Source organism: Micromonospora tarensis, from assembly GCF_016803395.1.
GTDB classification, from domain to species: Bacteria; Actinomycetota; Actinomycetes; order Mycobacteriales; family Micromonosporaceae; genus Micromonospora; species Micromonospora tarensis.
The window spans coordinates 16,128-32,000 of the sequence record NZ_JAEVHL010000049.1 but is presented as its reverse complement, the minus strand read 5'-3'; the positions used below and the strand labels follow the sequence as shown (position 1 = coordinate 32,000).

Annotated in this window: 16 protein-coding genes and 2 pseudogenes; 8 read left to right on the top strand and 10 right to left on the bottom strand. The window is 71.3% G+C overall.

What is annotated here, in order from left to right:
* Both JM949_RS13045 and JM949_RS13040 read right to left on the bottom strand, forming a co-directional pair.
* Positions 1-420: pseudogene (locus JM949_RS13045) on the bottom strand (hypothetical protein); the annotation flags it as partial.
* Between the two features lie 70 nt (positions 421-490).
* Positions 491-1,141 carry a LysE family translocator gene (locus tag JM949_RS13040; RefSeq protein ID WP_203148739.1) on the bottom strand — a complete coding sequence of 217 codons (651 nt, stop codon included), beginning with the start codon at positions 1,139-1,141 and terminating at the stop codon, positions 491-493.
* Positions 1,142-1,373: 232 nt separating this feature from the next.
* On the opposite strand from JM949_RS13040, the gene JM949_RS13035 reads away from it, so the two are divergent.
* On the top strand, positions 1,374-1,865 hold the full coding sequence (locus JM949_RS13035) for a DnaJ family domain-containing protein (protein WP_203148737.1): 492 nt from the start codon (positions 1,374-1,376) through the stop codon (positions 1,863-1,865).
* A gap of 32 nt (positions 1,866-1,897) precedes the next feature.
* On the top strand, positions 1,898-2,437 hold the full coding sequence (locus JM949_RS13030) for a GNAT family N-acetyltransferase (protein ID WP_203148735.1): 540 nt from the start codon (positions 1,898-1,900) through the stop codon (positions 2,435-2,437).
* A gap of 177 nt (positions 2,438-2,614) precedes the next feature.
* Here the strand turns inward: JM949_RS13030 and JM949_RS13025 are convergent, their stop codons facing one another.
* The 4 genes and pseudogenes from JM949_RS13025 to JM949_RS13010 all read right to left on the bottom strand — a co-directional run bounded on the left by JM949_RS13025 (position 2,615) and on the right by JM949_RS13010 (position 6,946).
* A complete protein-coding gene (locus JM949_RS13025; protein ID WP_203148733.1) occupies positions 2,615-3,190 on the bottom strand; it encodes a maleylpyruvate isomerase N-terminal domain-containing protein in 576 nt (191 codons plus the stop codon).
* A 44-nt stretch (positions 3,191-3,234) separates the two neighbouring features.
* A pseudogene (locus tag JM949_RS13020) lies at positions 3,235-3,734 on the bottom strand (hypothetical protein).
* A gap of 109 nt (positions 3,735-3,843) precedes the next feature.
* Positions 3,844-5,007, bottom strand: coding sequence for an exo-beta-N-acetylmuramidase NamZ family protein (locus tag JM949_RS13015; protein ID WP_309232143.1), 1,164 nt, complete (start codon positions 5,005-5,007; stop codon positions 3,844-3,846).
* A gap of 136 nt (positions 5,008-5,143) precedes the next feature.
* A complete protein-coding gene (locus JM949_RS13010) occupies positions 5,144-6,946 on the bottom strand; it encodes a glycoside hydrolase family 3 protein (RefSeq protein ID WP_203148731.1) in 1,803 nt (600 codons plus the stop codon).
* A gap of 180 nt (positions 6,947-7,126) precedes the next feature.
* Here JM949_RS13010 and JM949_RS13005 point away from each other — a divergent pair, with 180 nt between their 5' ends.
* The 4 genes from JM949_RS13005 (at position 7,127) to JM949_RS12990 (ending at position 10,890) form a co-directional block, all read left to right on the top strand.
* On the top strand, positions 7,127-8,104 hold the full coding sequence (locus JM949_RS13005; RefSeq protein ID WP_203148729.1) for an ABC transporter ATP-binding protein: 978 nt from the start codon (positions 7,127-7,129) through the stop codon (positions 8,102-8,104).
* A 15-nt stretch (positions 8,105-8,119) separates the two neighbouring features.
* Positions 8,120-8,878: an ABC transporter permease gene (locus JM949_RS13000; protein WP_203148727.1), complete on the top strand. Its 759-nt coding sequence runs from the start codon at positions 8,120-8,122 to the stop codon at positions 8,876-8,878.
* Between the two features lie 30 nt (positions 8,879-8,908).
* Positions 8,909-9,691: an ABC transporter permease gene (locus JM949_RS12995; protein WP_203148726.1), complete on the top strand. Its 783-nt coding sequence runs from the start codon at positions 8,909-8,911 to the stop codon at positions 9,689-9,691.
* Positions 9,692-9,837: 146 nt separating this feature from the next.
* Positions 9,838-10,890 (top strand): hypothetical protein, encoded by a 1,053-nt coding sequence (locus tag JM949_RS12990; RefSeq protein WP_238433070.1) that lies wholly within the window; start codon positions 9,838-9,840, stop codon positions 10,888-10,890.
* Between the two features lie 64 nt (positions 10,891-10,954).
* On the opposite strand, the gene JM949_RS12985 is transcribed toward JM949_RS12990, so the two are convergent.
* Positions 10,955-11,614 carry a dihydrofolate reductase family protein gene (locus tag JM949_RS12985; protein ID WP_203148724.1) on the bottom strand — a complete coding sequence of 220 codons (660 nt, stop codon included), beginning with the start codon at positions 11,612-11,614 and terminating at the stop codon, positions 10,955-10,957.
* Between the two features lie 57 nt (positions 11,615-11,671).
* A complete protein-coding gene (locus JM949_RS12980) occupies positions 11,672-12,397 on the bottom strand; it encodes a helix-turn-helix domain-containing protein (protein WP_238433069.1) in 726 nt (241 codons plus the stop codon).
* Positions 12,398-12,748: 351 nt separating this feature from the next.
* On the opposite strand from JM949_RS12980, the gene JM949_RS12975 reads away from it, so the two are divergent.
* Positions 12,749-13,390 carry a TetR/AcrR family transcriptional regulator gene (locus JM949_RS12975; protein WP_309232142.1) on the top strand — a complete coding sequence of 214 codons (642 nt, stop codon included), beginning with the start codon at positions 12,749-12,751 and terminating at the stop codon, positions 13,388-13,390.
* Between the two features lie 48 nt (positions 13,391-13,438).
* Here JM949_RS12975 and JM949_RS12970 read toward each other — a convergent pair whose 3' ends face one another.
* On the bottom strand, positions 13,439-14,353 hold the full coding sequence (locus JM949_RS12970) for a GlxA family transcriptional regulator (protein WP_309232141.1): 915 nt from the start codon (positions 14,351-14,353) through the stop codon (positions 13,439-13,441).
* Here JM949_RS12970 and JM949_RS12965 point away from each other — a divergent pair.
* Positions 14,313-15,035 carry a DJ-1/PfpI family protein gene (locus JM949_RS12965; protein ID WP_238433075.1) on the top strand — a complete coding sequence of 241 codons (723 nt, stop codon included), beginning with the start codon at positions 14,313-14,315 and terminating at the stop codon, positions 15,033-15,035. The two genes, JM949_RS12970 and JM949_RS12965, sit on opposite strands and share 41 nt — an antisense overlap.
* Positions 15,036-15,283: 248 nt before the next feature.
* Here JM949_RS12965 and JM949_RS12960 read toward each other — a convergent pair whose 3' ends face one another.
* Positions 15,284-15,751 (bottom strand): HNH endonuclease, encoded by a 468-nt coding sequence (locus JM949_RS12960; protein ID WP_203148720.1) that lies wholly within the window; start codon positions 15,749-15,751, stop codon positions 15,284-15,286.
* Positions 15,752-15,873 lie beyond the last annotated feature (122 nt).

The window sequence follows — 15,873 nt, the reverse complement described above, 5'->3', positions numbered from 1 at the left end:
CTCAGCGCCGGCGATCCGGGCCTGCTCGCGGGCCCGCGCCGCGTCAGCCGCCGCGGTTTCGGCGTCGTCGCGGGCCTCGTCGCGTTCGGTCTGCGCCGCGGCGACCTCGGCGGCGGCCTCCGCGCGGGCCTGGGCGAGCTGGCGTTGCACACCGACCGGGGACAGCTCGGCGTGCAACGACTCGGTCAACGTCTCGACGATCTGGTCGAGCCGGTCCACCGCCTCCCAGGTGCGGGCCACCTGACCGGGCAGGCCCGGGGCGTTGCGGTGGCGCATCCGGCTGTTGCGGGAGGCGCGCTGGCAGGCGCCGTCGTTGTCGCGGCAGTAGCGAAACGGCCGACCCGCGCCGACCCGCTGCGGCACCGGCCGTCCACAGTGGGCACACGGACGGGTCTCGGTGGTGGTGGGCTCGGCGTCCATCGAGGGCGAAGTCTAGTGCCGGGCGGTCAGCTCGTCGCCCGGGCCGTGGCGACCACCGTACGCGGACGTTTCAGGGGGTGGCGACCGCCGCCCGGGAGCGGTCGGTGGCGATCCGGACCGCCAGCGCGGCCAGGGCCGTGCCGGTCACCCACCGCTGCACCCGCAGCCACAGCGGCCGGCGGGCGAAGAAGCCGGCGAGGGAGCCGGCGCTGAGCACGATCAGCGCGTTGACGCTCAACGCGACGGCGATCTGGGTCAACCCGAGCAGCAGGCTCTGCGCCGCCAGGTGCCCCCGCTGCGGCTCGACGAACTGCGGCAGCAGCGACACGTAGAGGATCGCGATCTTCGGATTCAGCAGGTTGGTGACCAGACCCATGGTGAACAGCCGCCGGGGCGGGTCCGGCGGCAGCGGCGCGGGCGTGAACGGCGAGTGACCACCAGGGCGCAGCGTCCGCCAGGCCAGCCACAGCAGGTAGCCGGCCCCGGCGAGCTTCACCACCGCGTACAGCGTCGGCACCAGGACGAACACGGCGGCCAGGCCGGCGACCGCGGTGGCCAGGTAGACGCCGAACCCGGCGGCCACCCCGAGCAGCGAGATCAGCCCGGCGCGGCGGCCCTGGGCCACCGACCGGGACACCAGGTAGACCATGTTCGGGCCGGGCGTGAGCACCAGCCCCAACGCCACCAGCGCGATGCCCAGCAGCGACCCCGTGCTCACCATGACGATCCCCCGTTTCACCGACGCCCGCTCCGACCGTAAGCGCGGCGAGCACCCCGAACGAGGGCCACTGGGCAGATCGTGGCCTGCCTGGGCGGGAAACGGTCATCCCGGGGCAACCACCCGGTGCGTGCGGCCACCGGGAATGGTCACCGTAGCGGGAGCGCTGAGCTGTTGCGGTGCCCGTCGCCACGCGGCGGCGGGGCGTTACGGTGGCCAGGGGAGGTGCCGCACTGTGACCGAGGCGTGGGAAGCAGCCGTGGAGGCGCAGATCCGTGGGGCCGTGCAACGCGGCGAGTTCGACGATCTGCCCGGCATGGGCAAGCCGATCCCCGGCCGGGGGACGCCGTACGACGAGTCGTGGTGGATCAAGAGCTTCCTGGAGCGCGAGGCGCTGCCCAGCGACCTGCTGCTGCCCACCCCGCTGCAACTGCGCCGACGCGTCGAGCAGGTTCCCGACGAGGTCCGCGACCTGCCCAGCGAACAGGCCGTGCGCGACGTCGTCGGGCAGCTCAACGCGCAGATCGTGGCGTGGCTGCGCAACCCCGAGGGCCCCCGGGTGATGGTGCGCCCGGTGAATGCCGACGAGGTGGTGCACCGCTGGCGTGCCGAGCATGCCCCGCCCCGCGTCTCGACGCCGACGACGACCGAGCGCAGGACCGTCGCCGCTCCGTCGCGCCGGCCCCGACGCGCCTGGTGGCTCCGGTGGCGGCGCCGGTCGGGCTGACCGGCACCGTACGTCACCGGCACACTGTGCCGATGGTGATCGAACTACGGGCGTCGGAGCTGACCCTGCGCCCCTGGCGGGAAGACGACCTGGACGCACTGGTGCGGGCGTACCAGGATCCGGTGCTGCGGCGGTGGACCCGGATGCCGGTGACCAGCGTCGACGAGGGCCGGCAGTGGTTGGAGCGGACCCGGCAGGCGTGGGCGGACGGCCACCGGTACACCCTCGCCGTCCTCGAGGACCGCGCGGACGCTTCCCGGCTGGTGGCGAACGTGGTGCTCAAGGGGGTCACGTCGGAGCGTCCGGCTCCCGAGGTGGGCTACTGGACGGCGTCGTGGGCGCGCGGGCGCGAGGTCGCGCCGCGCGCGGTCACCGCGCTCAGCGGCTGGGCGTTCGACCGGTTTCCCGGGCTGACCCACCTCGACCTGCTGCACCAGGTGGACAACGTGGCGTCCTGCCGGGTGGCGCAGAAGTGCGGCTTCGTGTACCAGGAGACGCTGCCTGCCCGGCCGCCTTTTCCGCGAGATGGTCATCGGCACGCGCTGCCCGCCCCTAGGACGGGCGAGTCCTGACCCTGCCGGGGTCTGTGGCGGCGGTGACCGTCGGTCACCTCCCTCAGGGCGGATGCGGTATTGAGCGGTATACCTCAGAGGCATATTCATACCTGTGGGGTATACCGCTCCTCGGTACATCGGCATGACGGACCAGTCGAGTGGAGTTTGCGCTCCCGGACCGTCTCGTCGCGGCGGTCAGTTCACGGCGGCGCGCCAAACCCAGGAGGTACGGCGCTCCCGGCCGGGCAGCTCAGCACGGCCGGTCATCCAGAGCAGCACCTCGGGTGCGGGGCCGGCCGGCGCGTCCGGGAAGAGTCGCCGCAGCACCAACGCGCTCAGCCGCTGCGGGGGTCGCCACCGCAAGTCGAGGCCGAGGGCGATGTCGTAAGTGTGCAGCAGGGTCTCGGCCACCCCCATCGCGGCGAAGCCGGCCGGGTCGCAGGGGCCGAAGTGCCAGGCCCGCGCGTCGGGCGGGGCCGCGTCGACGGCGGCGGCGAGCAACCCGGCGCAGGCCCGCACCACGGTGAGGGTCTGCGCCGGGCTCGCGTCGGGGGAGACCCGCAGGTCGTACGGCAGGTAGCCGTCGTCCGGGCGGCCGGTGACCTGGCCGGCGTACGCGAGCAGGTCGTGCGCGACGTGCGCCGCTGTGGTCCAGCAGCTCCACGTCAACGTGCCGGCAGGCACCGACCAGTCGCGCTCGCGGTGCGGGTGCAGCACCCGCGTCATCTCGTCGGCCGCCTCGCACAGGTCAACGCCGGTCACCGGTGACATCAGTCGACCCTCGCAGGGGCGTCGCGACGGTGCAACCTAGTTCGTCAGCCGGCCGGGTGCGAGTCGAGACGACTCGTCGAACCGGCCGCCAGGGCCCGGTCGACGTGTTGGATGCCCGCGCGGACCAGGTCGCCGTACTGGTCGGCGGGCAGGTGCCCGACGAGGCTCCTCGCGGTGCCCAGGTGGGTGTGGGCGGCCGTGCTGTCGCCAGCCGCCGGTGCACGTCGGCCAGGTTCAAGTGCAACGACGGCAGGAAACCACGCACCTGCAGCGCGTGGTGGTACTCCCGGGCGCGGTCGTCGGTCAGGTCGGCGACGGCGGCGAGGGCGCGTTCGTCCCACACCAGCTCGGCCTCGGCGGTGTCCTGCAGGTCGGCGAGGTGGTGGGCGAGGGTGCAGCGGTGCAGGGCGTTACCGGTGCGGCCGATCTCGTCCCACAACGCCGCGAGCACCTCGCGGGCCTGCGCTCGCTCGCCGGATTGGCCGAGTCGCACCGCTTCGATGATGGCCGTCATGGTCGGGTCGGGTGGTGGCTGGTCGTTCATGTCGCCGATGCTCCGGCCTCGACCCGGTCGAGGGTCAACTCACCGCCGCTGTCCGGCGGCAACCCGGTCGACGTTCCGGTGCAGCCGGTGCGCCCGATGACCGCACTCCTCAGTAGAGCAGGAAGGGCCGGCGGTGCCGGTCGAAGGTGGCCAACTCCTCAGCCCAGGCGCCGACGACGTCGTCGACGTCGGCTCCGGCGTCGATCTGGGTACGCAGTCGCGGCGACCCGGTGAGCTTGTCGATCCAGTACGGGCGCACGGCGTCCCACGAGTCGCGCCGCCAGGCGAACGCCGGGTACCGGTATGCCTCCACGAGCATCGCCACGCCGGTGCGGATCGGGTCGTACACGGCGGGGTCGACCACCTTGACCTCGAGGCCGGCGCAGAGCTTGTTGAGCAGGTCCGGCTTCTGCCCGGCCGAGGTCGGCGAGAAGTACGCCTCGCGGAACTCGACACCGGGCAGGTCACGGGCGTTGAGCCGGTCACCCCAGTGGTGGTCGAAGTCCGTCGCCAGCCCACCGACCAGCTCGAACGGGCGGCACGTGCCGCGCCCCTCGGTGATGGACGCGACGCCCTCGAACAGTCCGGTGCCCGGGTAGACCAGCGCGGTGTCCGGGGTGGGCATGTTCGGGCTGGGCATCACCCAGGGCACGCCGGTGTCGGCGGGGAACGCGTCGCGCCTCCAGTGCCGGCAGCGGACCACGTGCAGGTCGACCGGCCGTCCCGCCTCGGCCGGCAGGAAGGTGGCGTTGAAGAACCGGGCCAGCTCCCCGACGGTCATCCCGTGCTGCTGGATGATCTCCTTCAGGCCCACCCCCGACGTGTACGGGCTGGTCATCATCGGCCCGTACGCCCGCCCGCCGGTCGGGTTGGGCCGGTCCAGCACGACGTAGCGTTTGCCGACCCGGGCCGCGGCCACCATCGAGGTGTACATCGTCCAGATGTAGGTGTAGAAGCGCACCCCGACGTCCTGGATGTCGAAGACGACGGTGTCCACCCCGGCCTCGGTGAACATCGCCTCCCACCGGGCCTGCGAGGCGCCGTACGCGTCGTAGACGGGGATGCCGGTTCGGGCGTCGACGCCGGTGCCCTCGCTGCCGCCGGCCTGCGCGGAGCCGCGGAAGCCGTGCTCGGGGCCGAACGCCGCGACCAGTCGCACCCGGCCCGAACCGTGCATCAGGTCGACGAGGTGGCGGTAGGCCGCGTCGACGCCGGTCGGGTTGGACACGACGCCCACCCGCTGGCCGGCGAGGTCGGCGAATCCGGAGGACACCAGCTCGTCGAGGCCGTGCGGACCCGCCGGCCGCCGGGGTTGGCCGACGCCGGTGCGGCACCGAGCGTTCCCGCGCCCAACGCGCCCGCACCGACGGTGCCGGCCAGGAAACTCCTGCGCTGCATGGGGTGACCTCCTACCAACTCAGGCCGTGGCCGTAGGGGTAGAGCACGGAGCCCGTGCCCTCGGCAGTGGGAATGGTGACGGGCAGCCGCCCCTGCGGCGACAGCTCGCCGTGCAGGGCCCGGACGAGGGCGTCCATCGCCGCCCGGGTGTACGAGTAGGTCGTCAGGTAGGTGGCGACTCCGGGCAGGTACGCGATGTCGTACGGGTCGCGGACAGCCACGACGACCACGGGTTTCCCGGCGCCCAGCAGGGCCGCGACGAGGCGCTGCTGGGTGGCGCGCGGGTCGGTGACGGTGGTGTCCCACGCCTTGTTCGTCAGTACGACGGTGAGGTCGTGCTCCGCGGCCTGGCTCGCCGTGGCGGCGATCGTCGCGTCGGAGGGCAGGGTCGCCGGCCGCGCGGTGACGCGGGCGCGCGGGCGGTGAACCCGGCGGCGACCGCCGCGACCGGGGCGAAGGCGGCGCTGTCCCAGCCGGTGACCAGCACGACCGGTCGTGCGCGGCAGGGGCAGCACGCTGGCGTCGTTGCGCACGGCGGTGACCGTCGCGTCGGTGACCCGGGTGACGGCGGCGAGATGGTCTGGCGCGCCGACGGCCCGTACCGCCTGCTCGACGTCGACCAGCGGGGTCCGGGCCAGCCCCTGGCGGTACTTCACGCCGAGGATGCGCCGGACCGACTCGTCGATGCGGCGCTCGGTGAGCTCACCGGTGGCGACGGCCCGTAGCACCGCGTCGCGCGCCAGCGCGAGGTCCGGCGGCATCAGGAGCTGATCGGCGCCGGCCTTGAGCGCCAGCACGGGCACCCGCTCGTCGCCGTACTTGGCGCGCACGCCGGCCATGTTCAGCGCGTCGGTGACGATGACGCCCCGGAAGCCGAGCTCACCGCGCAGCACACCGGTGAGGATGGTCGGCGACAAGGTCGCCGGGTCGCCGGACGGGTCGAGTGCCGGGACCACGATGTGCGCGGTCATGATCGATTCAACGCCGGACCTGATCGCCCGCCGGAACGGGGGCGCGTCGATCCGGTCCCATTCGGCGCGGCTGTGGCTGATCACCGGCAGGCCGGTGTGGCTGTCGGTCGCGGTGTCGCCGTGCCCGGGGAAGTGTTTCGCCACGGCGGTGCCTCCGGCTCGGTCCTGGAAGCCGGTGACCTGGGCGGCGGTGAGGTCGGCCACCAGGGTGGGATCGGCGCCGAAGGACCGGACACCGATCACCGGATTGGCCGGGTTCACGTTGACGTCGGCGATCGGGGCGTACGGCTGGTGGATGCCGACGGCGCGCAACTCGCGCCCGGTGACCTCCGCCGCCGTCTGGGCGGCCGGTGCCGATCGCCCCGCGCCCAGCGCCATCGACCCGGGGAACTGGGCGGCCGGAGGGGGCATCCGCACCACCGTGCCCTGCTCCTGGTCGGTGGAGATGAGCAGGGGCACCATGCCCTTGGCCCGATTGCCCAGGGCGGCCCGTTGCAGGCCGTTGGAGAGGGTGGCGATCTGCCGGGGGTTGTCCAGGTTGTGCGACCAGGAGAAGTAGCAGACGCCGCCGAGGTGGTACCGCTCGACGACTTGCGCGGGCGTCTCGACGCCGAAGGCGGCGAGGTTCGCGGCCCGGTCGGCGGCCGTGGGCTCGGTGGCGTCACCGCCGTAGACGTAGGTGGCGAAGAGTTGGCCGACCTTCTGCTCCAGGCTCATCTGCCGCAGCGTCGACGTGACCCAGCCACGCTCGGCGGCCGAGGAACGCACCGGAGCGGAGACCACTGCGGGGATGGGGGCGAGGGTGGCCACCAGGGTGGTCGCGGTAACGAGTCGGGTCCACATAGACGCCTCCCAGTCCGGATGGCTGAAACTTAGCTACATGCATCTCGCTCGTCAAGAAGACAACCTACAGATCGCGGCCGGCGAGATGGCGGATTGCCGCCCAGTTGACGACCGCTAGTCCAACTTTTTCGTTGTCCTGCATATATCTTGCAGTCCACTGTCTACTTTTCGTAGGCTGCCGTGGTGAGTGAAGATGCGCTGGTCGAAGCGAGGAGTCTGACCAAGGTCTATCCGCCACGGGGGTCGACGGCGGAGTTCCGCGCCGTCGACGGCATCGACTTCACGCTCCAGCGGGGGGAGTCCTTCGGGCTCCTCGGCCCCAACGGCGCCGGTAAGTCCACCACCATGCGGATGATCGCCGCGACGTCACCGATCAGTGGCGGCACGCTGCGGGTGCTCGGCATGGACCCGATGAGACAGGGGCCGGAGATCCGCGCCCGGTTGGGCGTCGTGACGCAGGACGACCACCTGGACAACGAACTCACCGTCCGGGAGAACCTGCACATCTACGGGCGATACTTCGGCCTGCCGCGGGCCGTCATCCGGGACCGCGCGACCCGACTGCTGGACTTCGCCCAGCTACAGGAGAAAGCCGGCGACCAGGTCGAGACGCTCTCCGGCGGTATGCGCAGACGACTCACCATCGCCCGCTCGCTGATCAACGAGCCCGACATCCTGCTGCTCGACGAACCCACCACCGGCCTGGACCCGCAGGCCCGACACATCCTGTGGGACCGGCTCTTCCAGCTCAAACAACAGGGTGTCACGCTCATCCTCACCACCCACTACATGGACGAGGCCGAGCAGCTCTGCGACCGGCTCATCGTCGTCGACCACGGCCGGATCGTCGCGCAGGGCTCACCCCAGGAGCTCATCACCAGGTACGCCACCCGCGAGGTCCTCGAACTGCGCTTCCGCCTCGACGAACGCGACATCGCTGCGGAGAAACTCGGCACCTCGGTGCTGGCCACCGGCGGCACCGACACCGACGGTCGGGTCGAACTGCTCCCCGACCGGGTGCTCGTCTACACCGCCGACGGCGAGTCCGCCCTCGCCACGGTGCACGCCATGTCGCTGACCCCGCTCACCGCACTGGTCCGCCGCGCGACGTTGGAGGACGTGTTCCTCAAGCTCACCGGCCGATCGCTGATCGAGTAGCGGAGGAGAGCACAGGTGCTACGGGTATTCGGATACTGGGTCACGCTCTACCGGCGCACCTGGCGCGGCTCGATCGTGCTCAACGTGCTGAATCCGCTGCTCTTCCTCATCGGCATCGGTGCCGGCCTTGGCGCGCTCGTGGACGACAACGCACCGGCCCAGATCGCCGGTGTCTCGTACGCGGCGTTCTTCGCCCCGGGCATGCTGGCCGCCGCCGCAATGCAGAACGCGTTTCTGGAGGGTTCGGCGGGAGTGGCCCGGGCCGCGGGCTTCGGGGCGTACCGGGGTGCCACCCCGACGCCGCTCAACCCGGAGCAACTCGCCGCCGGGCACCTGCTCTTCATCGCCTTCCGGGTGCTCATCGCGAGCGCCGCCTTCATCGCGGTGATGGCCGCGTTCGGGCTGATCGCAGGTTGGTGGGTTCTCGGCGCCCTGCTCGGCGCGACGCTCACCGGGGTCGCGTTCGCGGCACCGGCCGCGGCGTGGGCGGTCGGCGTGCGCAAGCTGCGCCACATCGACACGGTCTTCCGCTTCGTCATCATGCCGCTCTACATGTTCTCCGGCACCTTCTTCGCGGTCTCGCAGCTACCGGAGTGGATCCAACCGGTGTCCTATCTGCTGCCGCTGTGGCACGGGGTGGAGCTGTGCCGCACGCTCAGCCTCGGCACGGCGACGATCACCGGCAGCTGCGTCCACATCGCCTACCTGCTGGTGCTCGCGATCGGCGGCTTCCTGGCCGCCCGGGTCACCTACCGCCGCCGGTTGCACCCGTGACGGCCCCGTCCAGAGCCTCGTGGAGACCCCATGACCACCGCCGTCGTACCCGCCTGGACCCGCCGTCGCGCCCTCGCGCTGATCGAACGCAACTTCATGATCCACCGCCGGTCGGTCACCCCGCTGCTCAACGCGCTGGTCGAACCGGTCCTGTACCTGCTGTCCATCGGGGTCGGTGTCGGGCTGCTGGTCGGCACGGTCCCCGGGGTCGACGTCGCGTACGTCGTCTACGTGGCGCCGGCGATCCTGGCCACCACCGCGATGAACACCGCGTTCAACCAGACCAGCTTCGGCGTCTTCATCCGGATGAAGGTCGAGAAGACCTACGAGACGATCCTGCCGACACCGCTCTCCGTCACCGACATCGCCGTCGGCGAGGTCACCAGCGCCATGATCAACGCGTTGCTGACCTCGATCGGTTTCCTCACTCTCATGGCGATCGGCGGGCTGGTCACCTCGGCCTGGGTGCTGCTGGCCCTGCCGGCGTCGGTGCTGATCTCGTACGCGTTCGCGGCGGCCGGTCTGGCCGTGACGACGTACCTGCGTGACTTCCCCGACTTCCAGTACATCCAGCTGGTCATGCTGCCGATGTACCTCTTCGCGACGACGTTCTATCCGCTGTCGGTCTACCCGGAGGCGGTGCAGCCCCTGATCCGGGCGCTGCCGCTCTACCACAGCATCGAGTTGGTCCGCGAACCGGCGCTGGGCCGACTCGGCTGGGACCTGCTGATCCCGGTGGCCTACCTCGTCGCGTTCGGCTCCATCGCGATGTACGTCGCCACCCGTCGGATGACCCGGGCGATGTTGCGCTGAGCCCCCTCGCGGGCCCCGCTGGCGGGCGCCCGCGCTGGGGGGCGCGCCGTCGCTCAGCCTGTTCACAGCGGGGGTGCCGCACGATCTGATGTGCCAGCACGGCCGTCACGGTGGGAGTCGACATGTCGCATCGAGATCACCCGTCGGTGGCTGTTCGTGGCCGGCGAGCCGTGCGGTGGGCGGTGGCCTGCCTGGTGTTCGTCGCCGGGGAGGCAGCGCTGCGTCTCTATTGGATCGCCGGTGGCCGGTGGGGATACACCGCCTGCGACCGAACCGCCCGGACCGATCCGGCCGGCGGGTGCGGCGCCGACCAGGTCCGGGTGCTGCCCTGGGCGGCGAGCTGGGCAGCCCTCGCCGCCGCCGCGGCCCTCACCGTGATGATCGTCTGCGCGCTTCGGTTTCCCGGCCGGTGGGCGGCCGCCGCCGGCTGGACGGTCGCGGCGCTGCTGCTGGTCGCCGCCTTCCCACTGCACCTGCTCTTCGAGGTGCCGGCCGCCCTCGCCGGGCGCCCCTCGGACTGGCGTGACCTCGGCGCCCGGCTCGCGCTGGTGGCCGGCGGCCTGGCCTTCGCCGGGCTCGCGAACGCACTGGCTCCGGCGCACGAACCGGTGTCCGCCGGCTTCCGACCGGTGCCACCGTGGGCCCGCCACTGGGCGTACGTCGCGGTGGCGTTGCCGGTCATCGGGTGGGCCGTGCCACACGGGCTCTGGGTGCTCGGCGTTCCGTTCGGCATCTCCGCGCAGGAGTTGGATGACATCCACCGGGACCTGTCCACGGCGATGGGCGTTGGGATCACCGTCGTTCCGCCGCTGGCCGGCCTGCTCGTGCTGGGTCTGGTGCAGCGGTGGGGGCAGCAGTTCCCGCGCTGGGTGCCGGGACTGCGCGGTCGAGGCGTTCCCCGGCTGTTGGCGTTGATCCCGGCCGCGGTGGTGGCGATCGCCCTGGTCACCTACGGGGTGCTGAGCCTCGCGGTCGTCCTGGCGCAGCTACGGTCGGGTGACCTGCGGTGGTCGGAGGTGGCTGGCGGGTGGGCGGTGACCGCCACGGTGCTGGTGTTCCTCGGCTGGGGAGTGTGGCTGGGCGTCACGACCGTCGGGTACGCCCGCGCCACCCGAGCACCTCAGGCCGCGACCGCCCGATCGTCGGCACAGCCGGCCGGGTCTGCCCCCGCCGACGATGCACCGCACCCGTCCGGCTGATCGGTGGGGGTCGGTGGTCGACGGGCGCGATCGGGGAGCGTCCGGCGCCGGTCGGGCGTCGATGTCAGTCGACGACCGCCGTCGAGCGCCCGCTCTGCACGGTGTACGCGCCGGCGGAGATCACGCCGACGGTCGTGGGGGTCAGCGTCAGCGAGACCGCACCGCCGGGCAGCACGCGCTCGCCCCCTTCGGCGGTTGTGAACGTCGCCGGGGCTGATCCGTCCGGGAACAGCCGTTTTCCGGTGCCGACGACGACCGGGTACTGCAGCAGCCGGTAGAGGTCGACGAGTCCGGCCTGGTGCAGCGTCTGCACGAGCTGCCAACTGCCGTGAACCTGGAGTTCCTTGCCGGGAAGCTCCTTGAGCCGGCGGACCGTGTCGACGATTCCGGTGCGCAGGATCGTCGTCGGGTTCCAGTCGGCCTGCCGGTCTGTCAGCGTGGTGCTGACGACATACTTCGGCAGCGTGTTCAGCTTGCTGGCGATCAGGTCGTCGGGGGCGGTGACCTGTGGCCAGTACCCGCCGAGCAGGGCGTAGCTCGTGCGGCCGAAGAGGAACGCGTCTGCCTCCTGGAACCAGCTCTGGACGACCTCGTTGGTGTGCACTGATGCGTGCGGGACGAGCCACCCGCCGCGGTCGAAGCCGCCGGAGCGGTCCTCGTCGGGGGCTCCCGGTCCCTGCATGATTCCGTCGAGGCTGACGAAGACGTTGACGCTGAGCAGCACTGTTCTCCTCCGTGGTCCGGCTCGGGGACGGCCGCCGGGGCGGCCGGCGAACGGAGGTTAGCTGCCTGGCCGCGCGGAGATCTTGTACAGGAACGACACCGTCGCGTGGTCGCCGCCCGGGCGCAGCCCCCGCGCGGTGCGCCCCACGTAGCGCCGCAACGCGTGTGCCAGGTGAGCCTGGTCGAAGTATCCCAGCGCGTCGACGACCGTTGGCCAGTCGTTGCCGCCGCGCAGCATCGTGGCCGCGGCGTTCACGCGGTCGATCTGGGTCACGGCGGTCTGCGACAGGCCGGTGACCGCGCGGTACTGCCGCTGAAGGGTCCGTTTCGACCGGTGGCCTCCGGGGTGTCCGGCGGAGTTCTCCTCAACCCTGAGGCCCGATCGCGCCAGCAGACCCGCGTTGCGCAGGCGTCGGACGAACTGCTCGGCGTTCTCGTACGTCGGCGCCTCCCACTCCTGACCGCCGATGACTATCCGCCCCGAGTCCGTCACGGGGAGCGACACGGACCCGTCGACGATCGAGGGCGCGGGATGCGGACGAAGAACGGTGCCGAGGGTGAGCCGGATCCCGAGGAACTCGGCGTCCGGCGGGACCGGCGCGGTGGTCGTCCTGGTCTCCGGCCCGCGCAGGCTGACGAGGAGCCGCCCGCGCATCCGGGTGAGGATCAGTTGGCAGCACGTGCGCGCGGCGGAGGTCATCGTGTCCTCGGCGTCGCTGCGGGTGCGCCAGACCCGGTCGACGATGTTCGCGTCTGTCTCGGTGTCGCGGTGCTCGAAGCGCAAGCGCGTGACCTCCTCCACGGCGAGCTGGCGGTGTTCGTTACTGAGCGTAGGCGATCGGGGAGCCGTGCCGCCGCGCTGGTTCAGCCGCGGGTGCTGCGCCGTCGCCGCCCGCCGCCGCTGCTCGAGGCCGGTCCGAGCGCGGCGGCGGTTCGATCGTGGGTCAGACCGCTGTCGGCTTGGCGGCACGGGCGGTGAGGCGTTCCCAGTAAACGTGATGGTGTTAACGCTGATAATATCCTTGGTGCCAAATCCGGGTTATCCTCGATACATGCCTGGTGACCCGAACCCCTGTCGGCTGCCGCGAACCCCGACGGCAACGCGCGCGAGCAGACCCGCCGCCGGATCATGGACGTGACGATCGACCTGCTGGAGCGCGGCGGCCGCGACGCGGTCACCACCCGGGCGGTCGCCGAGGCCGCCGGACTACAGGCGCCGGCCCTGTACCGGCTGTTCGGTGACAAGGAGGCCCTGCTCGACGCGGTGGCCGAATACGGGTTCACCCGGTTCCTGGCCGCCAAGCACGTCGACCCCGACCCGCAGGACCCGGTCAGGGAACTACGCGTCCGCTGGGACACGGCTGTCGAGTTCGGACTGGCCAACCCGGCTCTGTACGCGCTCATGTACGCCGAACCCGCCCGGTCCGCCATCGCCTCCCGGCTCGGCCTCGGACTGCTCATGAACCGCATCCGCCGCCTGGCCGTCGCGGGCCGACTGCGCGTCGACGAGAACCTCGCCGCCCAGATCATCCACGCCACCGCCCGTGGCGCCGTGCTGACCTGGCTGTCCCTGCCCGACGCCGAGCGGAACCCCGCCCTCCTGGTCGCGCTGCGCGAAGCGATGATCAGCGCCGTCGTCAGTCAGGAATCGGCGGTGCGGGAAGAGGGTCCGGCGGGCGCCGCTCGCGCCCTGCGCGCCGCCCTGCCCAGCCAGAACTCCCTCAGCGCTGCCGAACAGCACCTCCTGACGGAGTGGCTGGAGCGACTGTCCGGATAGTCCCGGCCGCCCGGTCCGCGGTGGGTGCGGGGCGGATCGGTAGCGGACTCAGCGTTGCTGGAATGTGCTTCGGTAGGCGAGCGGGGTGGTGGCGTACGTCCTGCGGAAGTGCAATCGAAGATTGGCGGCGCTGCCCATTCCGGTGCGCCGGGCGATCTCCTCGACGCTCCGATCACCGGTCTCGAGAAGCGTGCACGCCATGCGCAGCCGGGCGGCGATCAGCCAGGCGCGCGGGCTGGTGCCGAGTTCCGTGGCGAACACGCGGCTGAGCGTTCGGGTGGACTGCACCGCCTCGCGTGCGAGGTCGGCCACCGTGATGGGCTGATGCAGGTTTGCCAGCGCCCATTCCGTCACGCTCTTGATTCGCTCGCTGGCCGCCGTCGTGCCCGCGACGCTGTACTGCGCCTGTCCGCCGGCGCGGTGCAACGGGGTGACCATGTGCCGCGCGCGCTGGATCGCCGCCTGCTGCCCGTGGTCGAGCCCGATGAGATAGAGGCACAGGTCGAGTCCTGCGGTGAGCCCGGCGCTGGTCAGCACCGTGCCCTCGTCGACGTAGAGGACCGCCGGATCGACGCGTACGGCGGGGTGTTCACGGGCGAGGTCGGCGGCGTGGGCCCAGTGCGTGGTGGCGCGACGGCCGTCGAGCAGGCCTGCCTGGGCCAGCGCGAAGGCGCCGGTGCAGATGGAGACGATCCGGGCGCCGTGTTGGTGCGCCGCCCGCAGGGCGTCGAGCGCGTCCGCCGACACGGGTCCTCGCCGGAAGCCCGGTACCACAACCGTGTCGGCGGTCATGAGCGTTTCAAGGTTGGCGGCGACGGTGATGGCGAAGCCGGGCGTGGTGGTCGGCACCGGCCCGGCCTGCAGCGAGCACAGCACCGCCTCGTAGCGGCCGAGGCCCTCGTGACCGAAAACCTGCGTGGCGATGGTCGCGTCGAACGCTACGACCGGCGGCAGGGCCAGCACGACAACCCGGTGGATGGCCGATTCCTTACGCACGACGGCAAGGATGCCACTGGCACACCGGTGTGCTGGCGGCGAGCCTGGGCAGATGCGAATAGAGATCGTCATTTTCGATGGGTTCGATGAGCTCGACGCCTTCGGGCCATTCGAGGTGCTGTCCAGCGCCGGGTTTGACGTGGAGCTGGTGGCCGTGCGTGGAGCAGGTCCGGTCCGCAGCATGCGGGGCGTGCGGCTGGATCTTCGGAGCACGCTCGGCCGCCCGGACGGGGTGATCGTGGTTGGCGGTGGGTGGCTGAACCGGGCCGATGAGGGCTCCTGGGCCGAGGCCCAGACCGGTGTGCTACCCGAGCGGCTGGCTGCGGCGGCCGGTTCCGCACGCTGGATGGCGTCGGTCTGCACAGGCGGAATGCTGCTCGCCGCGGCGGGTCTGCTCACCGGACGCAACGCCACAACGAACCGCAACGCGTACGACGAGTTGCGTGCCTATCGCGTCAACGTGATCGAGGAACGGGTGGTCGACGACGGTGATCGAGTCACCGCTGGCGCATTGACCGCCGGTCTGGATCTGGGTCTGTGGCTGACCGAACGGGAGCTCGGACCCGAACGTGCTACCGCCGTGGCGGCCGGTATCGACTTCTCTCTGCGGTCGCCCGTGTGGACGAGGCCGCCGACTCCCTGCGGCTGAACGGCGACGCCACTCTGGGGCAGCCACGCACCCGACCTTTCGGCGCCGGTGGACCCGCACTCGGCCGATTATCGGTTTTCCAGTAACACTAATCCAATAATTACCCACCACAAAAGGTGCCAAGTGGACACGCACCATAATGACAGTTCTTGTGCGTAATGAATCAGGATGGTGTAGCGGTCAGTGTGGAGCCCGATCGGGCCTCAGCCGACGTCAGGTCAGGTCGTGATCGGAAGTGATGTCGGACGTCATTCCGCCTGCCGCCCGTACGCGGCACGGGCTGCGGCGACCTCTGCGGACTGACGCGCGCGCCACCGCTTCTGCGCCTCGTTGTTGCACACTCGACAGGCCTTGCGGTACCGACCGCTCGCGGGGTCGATCTCCCGCTCGTGCCCGTTGCGGCAGCGCGGCTGCTGGGTGCGGTCGCGGCAGTTGTCGGCGTGGCTCACCTGGCGCAGATGGGTGGGCTCGATGCAGTCGGGCACCCCACAGAGGTGGTGCACGTCCAGGTTGGGATCGAAATCGCCGACGAAGACGACGTAGGCCGTGATGTGCGCCCAAGCCCGGCCGGCGACCTTCTGGTAGACGCCCCGACGGCTGCCGTAACCACGCACGATCAGGCAGCCGTCGTCTCGACGAACCGACCGGTCGACGAGGTACGCGCGAAGAGTCTCCTCCGTGAAATGCCGGGACAAGCCCTTCACCTGCGACAGCATCTCACCAGGCTAGGCCAGCGCCGGACAGGCCCGACCCACCGGCTGGCGCGCCGGCATCCCGGCCCGGGCGACGCTGGCCCCGCACTCGCTGCGGCGAGCGGGCCAGGCCACAGGTGCACGGG